At 58.5% G+C, this 12,917-nt stretch carries 12 protein-coding genes; 5 read left to right on the top strand and 7 right to left on the bottom strand.

Annotated features, from left to right (window positions below; genetic code table 11):
- Positions 1 to 100 precede the first annotated feature (100 nt).
- Complete coding sequence (locus BLW70_RS17900) at positions 101 to 1,063, bottom strand: LysR family transcriptional regulator (RefSeq protein WP_074876123.1); 963 nt, start codon at positions 1,061 to 1,063, stop codon at positions 101 to 103.
- 70 nt (positions 1,064 to 1,133) lie between these two features.
- Positions 1,134 to 2,081 carry a LysR family transcriptional regulator gene (locus BLW70_RS17895; protein WP_074876121.1) on the bottom strand — a complete coding sequence of 316 codons (948 nt, stop codon included), beginning with the start codon at positions 2,079 to 2,081 and terminating at the stop codon, positions 1,134 to 1,136.
- A gap of 101 nt (positions 2,082 to 2,182) precedes the next feature.
- Between BLW70_RS17895 and BLW70_RS17890 the strand changes: the two genes are divergently transcribed.
- Positions 2,183 to 3,499, top strand: coding sequence for an L-fuconate dehydratase (locus BLW70_RS17890; RefSeq protein WP_074876119.1), 1,317 nt, complete (start codon positions 2,183 to 2,185; stop codon positions 3,497 to 3,499).
- Positions 3,500 to 3,770: 271 nt separating this feature from the next.
- Here BLW70_RS17890 and BLW70_RS17885 read toward each other — a convergent pair whose 3' ends face one another.
- Positions 3,771 to 4,202 carry a con-10 family general stress protein gene (locus tag BLW70_RS17885; protein ID WP_074876117.1) on the bottom strand — a complete coding sequence of 144 codons (432 nt, stop codon included), beginning with the start codon at positions 4,200 to 4,202 and terminating at the stop codon, positions 3,771 to 3,773.
- Positions 4,203 to 4,466: 264 nt separating this feature from the next.
- Here BLW70_RS17885 and BLW70_RS17880 point away from each other — a divergent pair, with 264 nt between their 5' ends.
- Positions 4,467 to 5,024, top strand: coding sequence for an ATP-dependent Clp protease proteolytic subunit (locus tag BLW70_RS17880; protein WP_074876115.1), 558 nt, complete (start codon positions 4,467 to 4,469; stop codon positions 5,022 to 5,024).
- A gap of 190 nt (positions 5,025 to 5,214) precedes the next feature.
- Here the strand turns inward: BLW70_RS17880 and BLW70_RS17875 are convergent, their stop codons facing one another.
- Positions 5,215 to 6,369, bottom strand: coding sequence for a carboxylate-amine ligase (locus BLW70_RS17875; RefSeq protein WP_074876113.1), 1,155 nt, complete (start codon positions 6,367 to 6,369; stop codon positions 5,215 to 5,217).
- 197 nt (positions 6,370 to 6,566) lie between these two features.
- On the opposite strand from BLW70_RS17875, the gene BLW70_RS17870 reads away from it, so the two are divergent.
- The gene (locus tag BLW70_RS17870; RefSeq protein ID WP_074876111.1) at positions 6,567 to 6,815 is read left to right on the top strand and encodes a DUF6555 family protein; all 249 of its coding nucleotides are present in this window, start codon (positions 6,567 to 6,569) and stop codon (positions 6,813 to 6,815) included.
- A 60-nt stretch (positions 6,816 to 6,875) separates the two neighbouring features.
- Here the strand turns inward: BLW70_RS17870 and BLW70_RS17865 are convergent, their stop codons facing one another.
- Genes BLW70_RS17865 through BLW70_RS17855 form a run of 3 tightly spaced genes read right to left on the bottom strand, consistent with a single transcriptional unit; the run spans position 6,876 to position 8,772 of the window.
- Positions 6,876 to 7,694: a DUF3618 domain-containing protein gene (locus BLW70_RS17865; protein ID WP_074876110.1), complete on the bottom strand. Its 819-nt coding sequence runs from the start codon at positions 7,692 to 7,694 to the stop codon at positions 6,876 to 6,878.
- Positions 7,691 to 8,122, bottom strand: coding sequence for a phage holin family protein (locus tag BLW70_RS17860; protein ID WP_074876108.1), 432 nt, complete (start codon positions 8,120 to 8,122; stop codon positions 7,691 to 7,693). Before BLW70_RS17860 ends, BLW70_RS17865 begins: the two co-directional genes overlap by 4 nt.
- Positions 8,122 to 8,772 (bottom strand): hypothetical protein, encoded by a 651-nt coding sequence (locus tag BLW70_RS17855; protein ID WP_074876106.1) that lies wholly within the window; start codon positions 8,770 to 8,772, stop codon positions 8,122 to 8,124. Before BLW70_RS17855 ends, BLW70_RS17860 begins: the two co-directional genes overlap by 1 nt.
- A gap of 716 nt (positions 8,773 to 9,488) precedes the next feature.
- Between BLW70_RS17855 and wecB the strand changes: the two genes are divergently transcribed.
- Positions 9,489 to 10,655, top strand: coding sequence for a non-hydrolyzing UDP-N-acetylglucosamine 2-epimerase (wecB, locus tag BLW70_RS17850; RefSeq protein WP_235865041.1), 1,167 nt, complete (start codon positions 9,489 to 9,491; stop codon positions 10,653 to 10,655).
- 36 nt (positions 10,656 to 10,691) lie between these two features.
- A complete protein-coding gene (locus tag BLW70_RS17845; RefSeq protein WP_074876104.1) occupies positions 10,692 to 12,905 on the top strand; it encodes a hypothetical protein in 2,214 nt (737 codons plus the stop codon).
- Positions 12,906 to 12,917 lie beyond the last annotated feature (12 nt).

The raw sequence follows: 12,917 nt of genomic DNA, 5'->3' as shown, positions 1-12,917 counted from the left end.
TCTGCGATAACTGTATGGACCCTGCCTGAACATTCCCAATGAGATGATCCGATCAATCGATAACCTGGCGTTATCGATTCGTCTTATTCAACCGTGTTAATCAATCAATCGCCGTCTCCTCCTCCCGTCGCTGGAGTGCGAAATCGAGCAGGATGTCGGCGAACTCACGGGCCGACCCTGTCAGTGGCTCGTCTTTGCGGGTGATGATGCCGTACTCCAATGGCGCCAGGCGTAGCGGGGTCTGCAGCTCTTTGAGCTGGCCGCTATCCAGCTGCGCTGCCACCATGGATCTGGGCAGCATGGCGATCATGGGCCCCGATTGCAGCAGTTGCAGGAACATCTGCATGGAGATGGTATCGACGCTGTCTGCCGGCGATGCGAGGCCAGCGGCCTTGAACGCCAACTCCAGGCGATCGCGAATGGGCGTACCGACCGGATACAGCACCCACGGCCACTGGCCCAGCGCTTCAAGCGGTGTAGAGTCCAGTTCGTTAAGCGGATGACGGCTGTTGACCACCAGGCTGAAGGGCTCAGGCTCCAATGGGTGGAAGTCAAAGACCTGGCTGTAACGCTCTTCGGTGAAGCGGCCGATCATCAGGTCGAGCTTGTTTTGCTCAAGCATGGTGAGCAGGTGATCGCTGGACTGCTCCACCACTTCGATCGACAGCAAAGGGCTGCGCGCCTTGATAGCGGCGATGGCCTGGGGCAGTACCATCGAGGTTGCCGCAAAAATCCCGCCCACCTTGAGAAAACCATGGCCGCCTTTGCGCAGCCGGTTGACCTGGTCGACAAACTTGTGTGAATCGGCCAGTGCACCTTGGGCGTAGCGCACCACGTGCTCGCCCAGCTCCGTTGGTGGCATGCTGCGTGGCAGGCGCTGGAACAGGGCAAAGCCGAACTGCTCCTCCAGGTCTCGCAGCATTTTGCTCAAGGCTGGCTGGCTGAGGTTCATCCGTATGGCGGTGGCGTGCATGTTGCGCGTGCGTGCCAGAGTGTCGATCAGCACCAGGTGCTTGAAGCGCACCCAGTTGCAAAAACTGGAATGGGTAATGTCCGACGGCATCGGGGTTAGTGCCTCCTGAAGGTGGTGTGCAGCGTCTGTCAGGTGTTGCGGGATGTCTGTAAAGCCAAAGCTATTGCTCCCGCAAATACTGCAGCAGCGTATTCAACGCCACCGACCTTGGCCGGGAACGCAAGGTCAGCAGGCCAATATTGACCATGGAGATCGGCAACTCGACCGGCAAGATAGCGACCATGCCATAGCGCGCATAATGCTCGGCCACGTCATTGGGCACCACCGCGATCATGTCCGAAGCCTCAAGCATCGCCGTGGTTGCCAGGATCGAAGCGGTCTCAATAATGTCCAGCGACTGCACCATACCGCCGGCCAGCAGGGCCGTTTCCACCCGGCGGCGCATGGGGCTGCCGATGGGGTGAAGGATCCAGGTCAATGTGATCAAGTCGGACAACTGCAATGGCGAGGCACCCGCCAATGGGTGACCAGCCCGGGCGATCACGCGCATCTGCTCGCCGTTGTCGAACAGTTCGATATCCAGGTCCTGACTGTCGCTCTGGTCCGGCAGGCGCCCCAGCACCACATCGAAATCTCCGCGCAGCAAGGCCGGCAGCAAGGTGTCACTAGTGCCCACCTCAATGGAAATCCGCACCTTCGGGTGATCGCGCTTGTACGCCAGCACCGCTTTGGTCAGCAGCCGGGGCACCGGCCCCATCACGCTGCCGACGCGCACCCGTCCCATGGCCCCGCGCTCCAGTTCAGAGATCTGCGCCTGGGCCTGCTCGAACTCATGCAGCGCACCTTGGGCGTAACGGATCATCACCTCGCCATAAAGGGTCGGCTGCATGCCGCGGGGCATGCGTTCGAACAGGCGCACGCCGAGGCGCTCTTCCAGTTGCTGCAACAGCAAACTGGCGGCCGGTTGCGTGGTGTGCATCGCGGTGGCTGCCCGCCGCAGGTTGCCGAACTCACCGAGCGCATTGAGCAAGGTGATCTGCCGGCTGGAGATTTTCAGGGCGCCGAGGTTACGCGGTGTGGTCGTAGTGGTTTCTGGACCAGCTGACATATCGAATCCGGTATCCCTACTTAGGAAACCGTGATTATGCACATATCACTTGGCGACCTACAGTCGAGTCTCCAACTGGTCATCGAGCACAAGAGCCCACCATGAGCATTCGAATCACCCAACTGAGCGTTCGCGACATCCGTTTCCCCACTTCCCTGTCGCTGGACGGATCCGATGCGATGAATAGCGCGCCGGATTACTCCGCGGCCTACGTCGTGCTGCACACCGACGCCCCTGCCGACCTTGAGGGTCACGGCCTGACGTTCACCATTGGCCGTGGCAACGAGATCTGTGTGGCGGCCGTGCAATCCCTGGCACCGATGGTGGTCGGCCTGACCCTGGAAGAGATCGTTGCCGACATGGGGGACTTCTGGCACAACATCACCGTGGGCGACAGTCAACTGCGCTGGCTGGGCCCGGAAAAAGGCGTGATCCACCTGGCCACCGCGGCCATCGTTAACGCGGTCTGGGACCTATGGGCCAAACGCGAAGGCAAGCCCGTGTGGAAGCTGTTGGCCGACATGACGCCGGAACAATTGGTCCGCTGCCTGGACTTCAGCTACGTCACCGACGTGCTCACCCCCGAAGAAGCCATCGCCCTGCTACGCCGCCAGGCGCCGGGCAAGGCCCAACGCGAGGCGCAGATGCTGCGCGAAGGCTACCCTGGCTACACCACCGCGCCTGGCTGGCTCGGTTACAGTGAAGAAAAAATGCGCCAACTGGCCCGCGAAGCGGTTGAGGATGGCTGGACCCACATCAAGCAGAAAATCGGCGCCAATCTGGAAGAGGACATCCGTCGCGCCACTGTTCTGCGCGAAGAAATCGGCTGGGAACGCAGCCTGATGATGGACGCCAACCAGGTCTGGGGCGTCGATGAATCGGTCGCCAATATGCGCCGCCTGGCGGTTTTCGAACCGCTGTGGATCGAAGAGCCGACCAGTCCCGACGACATCCTCGGCCATGCCAGCATCCGCCAGCGCATCGCACCGATTGGCGTCGCCACTGGGGAGCATTGCCACAACCGGGTGATGTTCAAGCAAATGTTCCAGGCCGGTGCACTGGACTTCTGCCAGTTGGACGCGGCGCGCTTGGGTGGTCTCAACGAGGTATTGATCGTGCTGCTGATGGCCGCCAAGTTCGATGTGCCAGTCTGCCCCCATGGCGGTGGTGTCGGTTTGTGCGAGTACATGCAGAACATCGCCCTGTTCGACTACATCGCCGTCTCGGCCTCGCTGCACAACCGTGTTCTCGAATACGTCGACCACTTGCACGAGCACTTCCTTGACCCCGTTGTGATCCGACGCGGCCGCTACATCCCTCCCCTTCGCCCGGGCTATAGCATCGAAATGACAGCTGAAACCCTGGAGCTTTACCAGTACCCCAACGGACAAGTGTGGATCGATATCGCCTGTACCTGATCGCCACGCCGCGACAACCGACAAAGTATTAGAAACCCAAAACCGCTCAACTTTCGAGGAGCAAGTGCATGTCACAGGGGGGGTCAAAGAGATAACCACACGCTCTGCGCCGCTATAGAGCTGACTGCTTAAAATGCGGTCATTGTGAAAGGCTAAAAATTATTGTGAAGCGATCAGTTTTTTCGCACCAACCAAATGAGCAAGATCTGTGTACACCCAAGAAAAAATCAAGCCCCGAAAAAACACGGGGCTTGATGTGAATCACACCTCATCAGGACTTACGTCCGCTACCAGGGCCTTGTTCACCTCCTTTGCGCCCTGCTTGAGAGGCTTTATCCCTGTCGTCGGCAAAGTTACCGCCGCGACCACTTCCCTGTCCGCCACTGGACGACCGATCCGCGTCGGAGGATTGTCGCCCACCCGAAGCCTGGCCACCTTTCTGGCCCGACTGCGAGATTTCTTCGTTGTCGTCGGTAAAGCTGCCTTCGCGTCCTGCGCCCTGACCACCGCCGGACATACGGTCAGCATCTTTTGACTGCTGTCCGCCTGAAGCCATGCCACCTTTTTGGCCAGCCTCAGAAGCCCGTTGTGGATCGTTGGCAAAATTGCCGCTTGATGCCTCGCCGCCTTTCTTGCCGGCTTCCGAGGCTTTTTCCCGGTCATTGCCAAAGTTTCCGGGGTTGTTGTTTCCAGTGTTAGCCATTTTTGTTCACCTCATTTTCAAGGACGAGCGCGTGTGCTCGCCTTCAATTACGAGGTCATGAAAAATCGAAAGTTTGAACGAAAATGCCCCTCTCGGGACGGGCGGAATGGGCAATATAGTTCCCGGAAAATCTGCCGGGAGCGACTGGCGGCACAGTCGCCGCCGATCACCCGGCGATTGGCTTATTTTTCAAAAGAGTTCAGATTTTTATTAGCCTGTATTGGCTTTTGGATCCTGCGAATGTCGTGCATGGGAGGTCAGTCGATGACTGAACACATCATCCATTTTCATTGCCAGATCGACCAGGGAACGACCGAGCGCTTCAGGGATTGTTGTCTTGAAGCCATCGATCAAGGTGCCACGTCATTGCTGTTGAACCTGTCGACGTGTGGTGGCAGCACCAATTTCGGCTTCACGCTCTATACCTTTCTGAAGTCGTTGCCGGTGCCGCTGTGCGCGATCAATGCGGGCAACATCGAATCGATGGGCATCATCATGTTTTTAGCGGCAAGCCGACGCATCACGTCGCCGCATGCGCGCTTCCTGATTCATCCCATGAACTGGTACTTCAGTCAAAAATCGGTCGACCATCAACGCTTGCGCGAATACCTGTCGAGCCTCGACAACGACCTCGCCCGCTATGTACAGATCTTCAACCTCGAGACCGCTGAGGCAGAAACCAAACTCGATATTTTCCATTGCCTTTCAGCGGAAGAGAAAGTCATCGCAGCCCACGAATCCCTGGCTTACGGCATCGCCCATGAGATGCAGCAGATGGTCTTCGCCGACGATGTCAAACACTGGAAAGTCAGCGGTGGTTGAGGTCAGCGCGGTCAGTTAAGCCCCCCACAATCCTGTAGCAGCTGGCGAAGCCTGCGTTCGGCTGCGAAGCAGTCGTAAAACCTGAACGCACGATCTATCTGATGCACCGTGTTGTCTGAATTCACGACTGCTTCGCAGCCGAACGGGGCGGTGCGACGTTTCGCTAAATCCCCTCGCCACAACGCAGCTGCTACAGGGTAGGCGTCGCTATTGAATCGCAAGGCTCTTGTGCCGTTTCCATCAGCAATTGATCCACGACTTGAGATAGCGCTGCAGGACCATCCTCTCCACCGCCTATGGCTCGTTTGAAGACGGTCCTCTGCCGCTCTGCACTGGTTCCGTCCCGGAGGATTCGGCGAGCTTGAGAAAAGGCGTTTTCCACCTGCATGTTCCGCGCTGCGTCGCCCAGCATCTGCTCCGCCAGGAACAGCCACTGCTCGGCAGAGAATGGCCGGTCGTAACCTTCAACGATGAACGCCGCATGGATACCAAATCGTTTAGCCCGCCAGCGATTTTCCTTGAGGATCCATTGCGACGCTTGCGAATAGGCTGACCCTGGCCGCGGTTGATCCATGGCGTAGGCGACCAGCAATCGAAACAACGAGGCAATGCACAGCGCATCGTCCAGGCGCGGGCAGGCATCGGTCATGCGCAATTCCAGGGTCGGGTAGTGCGCAGCAGGCCGCACTCCCCACCAGCATTCGCTGGCCTGTTTGATAGTGCCGGTACGGATCAACAAAGCGATATAGGCGGCGTAGGCCGCTTCATCCTCGAAGAACTCCGGTATGCCCATCCTCGGCCACTCGTCACACGCCGTCTGCCGGTAGCTCATGAAACCGCTGTCGACGCCGTCCCAAAATGGCGAGGAGCTACTGAGTGCCAGCAACAACGGCATCCACGGCAAGACTTCGTTCATCACTTGAATGCGATCCAGGTGTCGGCCAACTTCAACATGCACGTGCAAACCGGATAACAGGCTACGCCGAGCTACGCACTGATAGTCTTCGAACAGTTGAAGAAAATGATCTTGCCCGGTGGCCTGTTGCGTACGCCAGTCGGCCAGAGGATGGCTTGCGGCGCAGAGCAATCCCAGGTCAAAGGATTCGAGTGTGCACCGCAATCGATGGCGAGCCGTTACAAGGTACTCCTTTGCTTGCGCAAGGCTGGTGAAAATCGGCGAGGCCACTTCGATTTGACTCTGGAACATTTCATAAGCGAAACAATCGCCCGTCACCCGCTTGCACGCTTCAATCGACGCGCCGGGAGGCTGCTCGCACAGGCGTCGTGTGTCCAGGTCAGTGATGAAGTATTCCTCTTCAATACCGAACCTCAATGGCCTGTTCATTGAATTCATGGCAAGGCAATCCCCGAGCTGTTTTTGATGGGTCAACAGGACTCGACGCAGGTTCAGGGGCGCCGACAAGAGGCGCAAATCCAGACGAAAAAAACACTTGATTCACACGCTTCAGAAGGTCTGTTAAACACTTTGAATTTTTTTTGACGCACTCACTCCTTTGTCTATGAGCATAAGGAGGGGGTCTTATGAACCGCACTGATCTCTTCGTCATCGAGTACAAGCTCCATGGAGAGCCGAGGTCCTTCATCATCCGGGCCAAGAAAATGTGCAATGCGGATGCCTGGCATTGGGCGAGTTGTGATGCCGGATTGGCGCCTATTCCCAGGCCCGGGAAACCGCCGCTTAAAGTCGTATCCAAACCCCAGGCCGAGCGGTACGGCGTCACTGATGTGAAATGGCGCGAGTCCGCAGCGCTGGATTGGACGCAGGTTTAGACTTGACGAGGGATAAAAAACGGGAGGTCAGTTCTGGCCTCCCGCCTTTCATTCGACCTTTTACGAAGTGCCTAACCCTCGTGATAGATCGGCTGGTGAATCGGACGCAGGACGGCGCTCCCCATCCGGCCTGACCTCCGTCTGCGAATGATCAGTGGTCTTTGTCACGGTGTCGCGCACCGCCTCAAAGCCCTCCCGTGCCTGTTGCTTGACCTTGTCAGCCAGACCGGCGCTGGTCTTGCCCAGGTACCGCTGTTCAGTCGCCGTCGACGGCAAAGCCGCCCCCAGCATGGCGCCCAAGGCGATGCCAGCAGCGGCGACCACCAAGGGTTGTTCCTTGAGCAGATGGCTGAACTGATTGCTCATGACGTGGGTGCTGCGCACCAGCCGGTCGCCGACATCATGCACGGTGTGGCTGATGTTTTCGGTGGCGGCACCCAGGTTATCCGTCAGGTTGGCGGCTTTGCTTTTGACCGTCTGATAACCCTCTTTGAGCGTATCGGTGGTGTGGTGCAAATGCTCGCGCGCACTGTCGATACCGTCCGCCAGGCCATCGGCCCACTCGCCAACCCTGTCCTGATCGGGAACCGTTCGATAAACCGGGGTCGGCGGACGATTCTGACTCATCATCAACCACAGCAACCCGACTGACGTCAGTACCGCTGGAACGGGGTTGTTACGAACGCTGGTGCCCAAGTTACTGAGGAACATCGTGCCATTGCTCTGCAACAAACCCAGCGCCTGATCGAACATCTGACCCGGGGTGAATTTGCTTTCCAGCGCATCAACGATATTGCCGATGCTGGCCCGCTGCGCATCGATTTCACGTTCGATGGTTTCCGGACTTTTTTGTGATTCCAGTTCAAGTTCACGGTTCATGAGACTTTCCTCCGCAGGGCTTCCTGGTCTTTATTCAAAGCGTCCAGTGTGCGATCTGGCTTGAAGTGAGACGGCTCGAATTGTTTTTTTCCTGACTGCAACATGGCGAACCCGATGATCATCACCACCACACCCACAATCAGCGCAGCCAACCAGGGCGCCATCACGAGGCTCAGTCCGTAGACGGCAGACATCAACAAGATAATGAAGCCTGCCAGCAGCACAATCGCACCGCCCGCGACCGCGGCAATGCCGGCCTTGAGCGTCGTCAGGCTGGCTTGAAGCTCGGCTTTGGCCAATGCCAGTTCCTTGGTAAACAACGCTGGCACTTCGCGCGACAGCTGGCGTAACAAGCCGACAACCGACGCGTCATGCTCAGTGGCGGACACCGGTCTTGTGCCGGGAAAATCTGAATCTTCTCTGTTCATCACAGTTCTCCTTTGAAGGCTGTCGAGCCAGGTGTGGAGGTCGTTGCGAAGTCCGAAGGACGGTCTTGTTCATTTGGTGAAGGCGGCGTGATGCCAGTGTCCGGACCGGCGCCTGGATCGGTGCGTGGTGCCACGGAAGTTTCATAGGGTCGTTGGGCGCCAAAACCGCCTGGTGGCGGCATTGAATGGCCTGCCGCCGGGTCGCCGGTGTCGGGGAATGTCGCCGCAGGGGCGCTGCCGGCTTTGAGGAAGCGCGACAGGCCAAAACCCAGCGCAACACTGCCTGCGATGAAAAGTGCCGGGTTGTTACGGGCCAGGTCGGCCGCGTCGTGCAACAGCTGTTCGGCGCTCTTCCCACGCAGGTTGCCCGCCAGGCCGCTCATGGACTCCGCGATGTCTGACAGGTAGTCGGACATACCGAGCGTGTCTTTGCTTTCAATCTCGGAAACGAAGGATTTCGTTCCCTGCGCCAACGCCTCGATCTGGTCTGCTGCCGTGTCGCGGTATTGCCCAAACTGCGCATCGGCCTGCTGTCTTGCGTCGCCAAGCGCCTCTGTTACGTTTTCCTTCAAGTGTTGAAAATCCTGCTCCGGTGTTCCGGTGCCCTGCTGATCGGTCTGACCGTCCGTTCTGGTGTCTGAAGTATTCATGACTGCCCTCGCCTTCTAGATGAAAAAAGCGGTATCGGGTTCGCCACGAAACGCCCGTAGCCCCCCTCATTGCAGAGGACGGAGCAGCGTTATGGGAGTTCCAACGAAATGATGAGCGATGCGTCGGCAAGACAGATATGAACGGCAATGGCAAATATTGATTTAAAGACTTTAATCATAAAAATAACTTATTTTTGAAAACGACAATATAAAGGCGCCACTTAAGTGACTATCAAGCGCATGATAGCCCTGACAATCCGCTCTCACCGCGACACTTATAGATAAGGAATAATTCAAACTTCCAGACAAACGGACAATAAACTTTAAATACTTATAAAAACATAAACTTAAGCAATAATTTATTAACCCCGATAACTTTTCATAAAATATCGAAAAACTAGAAAAGACCCGCAACCCATATAAAAGTTTCAAACTTATTCGCTTAAATAAAAAACGCATATACCCCTTTGAGATATGTACATTCGATGCTAATAATCCCGGCCGGTTACTGCATCCAAACACTCAGTACATATCAACACTCCCACTGAGCACTCGGCCTCTCCCAACTCCAACTATCGCTTGCGGCCCAAGTTTCAATAGAACTTGAACTGCTGTTGTGCTGCGCACTGAAGCTGCGCAAGGAAGACACCATCATTCACCCTCATTCAAGGCTGAAAATCCTTTCGATCTTCGGTACCCGTCCGGAAGCCATCAAGATGGCGCCGTTGGTCAAGGCCCTTGCTGCAGAACCTGGCATTCATTCGCAGATATGCGTTACCGGCCAACATCAAAGCATGCTTAAACAGGTGCTGGATCTGTTCGACCTCAAGGCCGATTTCACCCTCGATGTCATGACCCCCCATCAGACGCTCAACTCGCTGACGGCGGCGCTTTACGGGGCGATTGATCCGGTTCTGGAAACGATTCGGCCGGACCGGGTGCTGGTGCATGGCGATACGACTTCTGCGATGGTGGCCGCGATGGCTGCTTTTCACCGTCGGATCCCGGTCGGTCATGTGGAAGCCGGGTTGCGAACCGGTGATATCTACAGCCCATGGCCGGAAGAAATGAACCGGCGCTGCATCGATATGGGGGCGGACATGCTCTTTGCGCCGACTCACGAATCGCGCAAAAACCTGCTCGACGAACGCCTTCAAGGTCGTTCCTTCGTGACCGGCAATACGGTGATCGACGCGTTGCAAATGACGGCGCGGCGCATTGAGCGGGACGCTGAGTTGCGTGCAAGCCTGGACCGGCAATTCCTGTTCCTGAAACCCGGCCGCAAGGTTCTGCTGGTAACCGGGCATCGTCGGGAAAACTTCGGCGAAGGCTTCCTCGATATCTGCAAGGCGCTGAGCCATTTGGCCCGACGGGCTGATATCCAGATCGTTTATCCGGTGCACTTGAATCCCAATGTCATGGGGCCGGTCACCGAGCACCTGGGCGACCTGCCCAACGTGCACCTGATCAAGCCACTTGACTACCTGGCGTTCGTGCGCCTGATGCAACGTGCGCATGTGATCCTCACCGACTCCGGTGGCGTGCAGGAAGAAGCCCCCTCCCTGGGCAAACCCGTGCTGGTCATGCGTGACGTTACCGAGCGCCCCGAAGCTGTCGCCGCGGGCACTGTGCGTCTGGTTGGCACCTCGCCCAACTCGATCATCGCTGGCGTCAATGCATTGTTCGATGACGACTTGCTGTGGCGCCGTTGCTCCCAGGCTGCCAACCCTTATGGCGATGGCAAGGCCAGTGCGCGCATCGTCGACGCCCTGATGGGTCGCCCGGTCGATGAATTCGTCGTGACACGGGGGCTTTTACCCAAGTTCCTGCACTACCCGTCCGGGGTGCCTGTTACCGAAAAATATCACCCGGCCTTCACCTGAACCGCTTCTCCCCTTATCAGCTCGAGATCTACCTGAATGAAGTCTTCCGTTGCCATCCATACGGGTGCGCTCAGCGCCCTTGCCTGTGGCGTGAGTCTGCTCGCACTCATGCCGACCTTTGCTCTGGCCGCGGACAGCCCGCTCACCCAGGCGATCAACCGGCTCAATGCCGACACGCGCCAGGAGCGTGAGGTCCGCTTGAGCGATCTGGGGATCGACGCTCCCATCATCCTCGGTTCGACCGATGCCCGCCGCGAACTGTATCTGCCGGTACCGGCGGGTGTGCCGCTGACGGATGCCACCCTGAATTTCGACGCCAGCTACCTCAATGGCGAAGGCGGCCGCAACACGCTGCTGTTGTCGCTGGACGGTTATCCGGTGCGCGCGCAAGGGCTCAGCGAACCCCAGGGCGACGCCAGCGTCACGCTCGGCGTGGATAAGAAAGCGCGAGAAAACGGCTCGTTACGCCTCGGGGTTGCCTGGTCGTCAATCGTGTCCCGTGTGCTGTGCGAAGACGAACGCGCCATCGGCAACGTGTTGCGCATCGAACCGGACACCCGCCTCACTTACAGCTACGACGCCAGCCAGTTGCAGGACGTCGGTGCCGCCTGGACGGCATTGCCCGGCAAGCCGGGGATCATGGTCGCGCCGGGCACCTTGTCCGCCGAAAGCTACGACGCGGCCTGGCGCCTGGGTGTGGCACTGGAGCGGATTGGCAAACACAGCCGCATCCTGCCCTTCCCCGCCGTGCAGGACAGCGTTGACCTGACCGGCCTGCGCATTCCGGCCGAACTGCAAATGATTCCAGCCTTCGCCAGCCTCAACGTTAAAGGCCCGCACGTTCTGGCGAACCCGGCAGAAATCGGCGCCCTGTTGATGTTGGGACAGACGCCGAACGTCCAGGCGGATCTGGCCGTCAACGATCCGCAACTGCTCAATGCCGTCAACCAATCCCTGGACGCGTTGCAGAGCCAGGTTCAAGGCCTGGACGCAACGGCAGCCCGCGCCTTTACGCAATGGCGTGAGCGGCATATCAACGCAGGCCTGGCCGCCACCGGCACGGACAACGTGCGCCTCGCATTGCTGGGCACCCGCCCGGTGCTGATGATCGCGCCACAAGCGACCGGCAAGGCGCTGGCCTTGTTCAGTTCAGCCTGGAACACATTGGCACGCAGCCGCCAATTGACCGTCAGCGAAGCACAAATGCCCTTGAGCGCCGACGGCCGCGTGGCCTTGTCGCGCCAGGGTGGAAACGCCGGCGCCATTGACGTGCTGGCCAAATCCGACTGGAGCACCTCGTTCCCGCTGGGCAGCGTCGCCTACGACGGTCGTTTGCCGGTGAAGGCCGTGATCGATTTGTCTGCCGCCCCTGGCGCCTCGGATACCGCGCCGGTGGCCTCGCTGTTTCTCAACGATTACCTGATCGGCGCGCAACAGCTGGTGGCCGACGGTGAGAAGCAACGCATCGAAGCGCGAATCCCGCGGTACGCCCTGGGTTCGAAAAACGTGCTGCGCGTCTCTTTCCAGCGTCAGCCGGTCAGCGACCGTTGCCTGGAAACACCACAGGCCTTCCCGGTCTCAGTGCTGCCGACCAGCCACATCGTGCTGGAAAAAACCGCGTTGGATGATGACTTCTCCGGCATGGCTGCGCGCTTTGCCATGGACGCGCAAATCCTCGTGCCGCAGGCCTACCTTGAGCAACCGGCGAGCAGTTTGCCGCAAGTGATTTCGGTCGCTGATGCCACCGGCGTTTCACCGTTGCGTGCGCACTTGAGCGTCAGCGCCGACTCCAAGGTTTCGGCCACGCCGGACAAAGCCTTCCTGGCGTTCGAGCTGCCGATCAAGGACAGCAAAGAGTCGGTGCAGGTCGATGAGCAGGGTCGCCTGCGCATCAATCACAAGGATCAGGTGCTGCTGGACGTCCATCCCCTCAATCATCTGGCCTCGCTGCAAGTGGTGGATGCTGGCGGCCAACACGGTCTGGTCTATCACGCCCTGGGCAACGACGCGCCCCGCTTCGCCAGGCAGATTCTGCTGACCCGCGGCGACGTGGCCATCCTCGGTGATAACGGCGTGCTGTCCACCTTCGATGCCAAGGATCCAAGTGGCAGCCAACTGATCGACAACGACGAACCCAAGAGCCTGGACGCCTGGCGCACGCCGTCGCTGTTGTGGCTGATTCCGGGTGGAATCCTGTTGGTCCTCATCCTGATGCTGGCTGGCCGTAACGCCCGTCGCAATCGCCAGTAACGGAAGCCCTCG

The organism is Pseudomonas frederiksbergensis (assembly GCF_900105495.1).
Taxonomy (GTDB): domain Bacteria; phylum Pseudomonadota; class Gammaproteobacteria; order Pseudomonadales; family Pseudomonadaceae; genus Aquipseudomonas; species Aquipseudomonas frederiksbergensis.
Note: the sequence above shows the minus strand (reverse complement) of the source record. Positions and strands in the feature narration are given on the sequence as shown.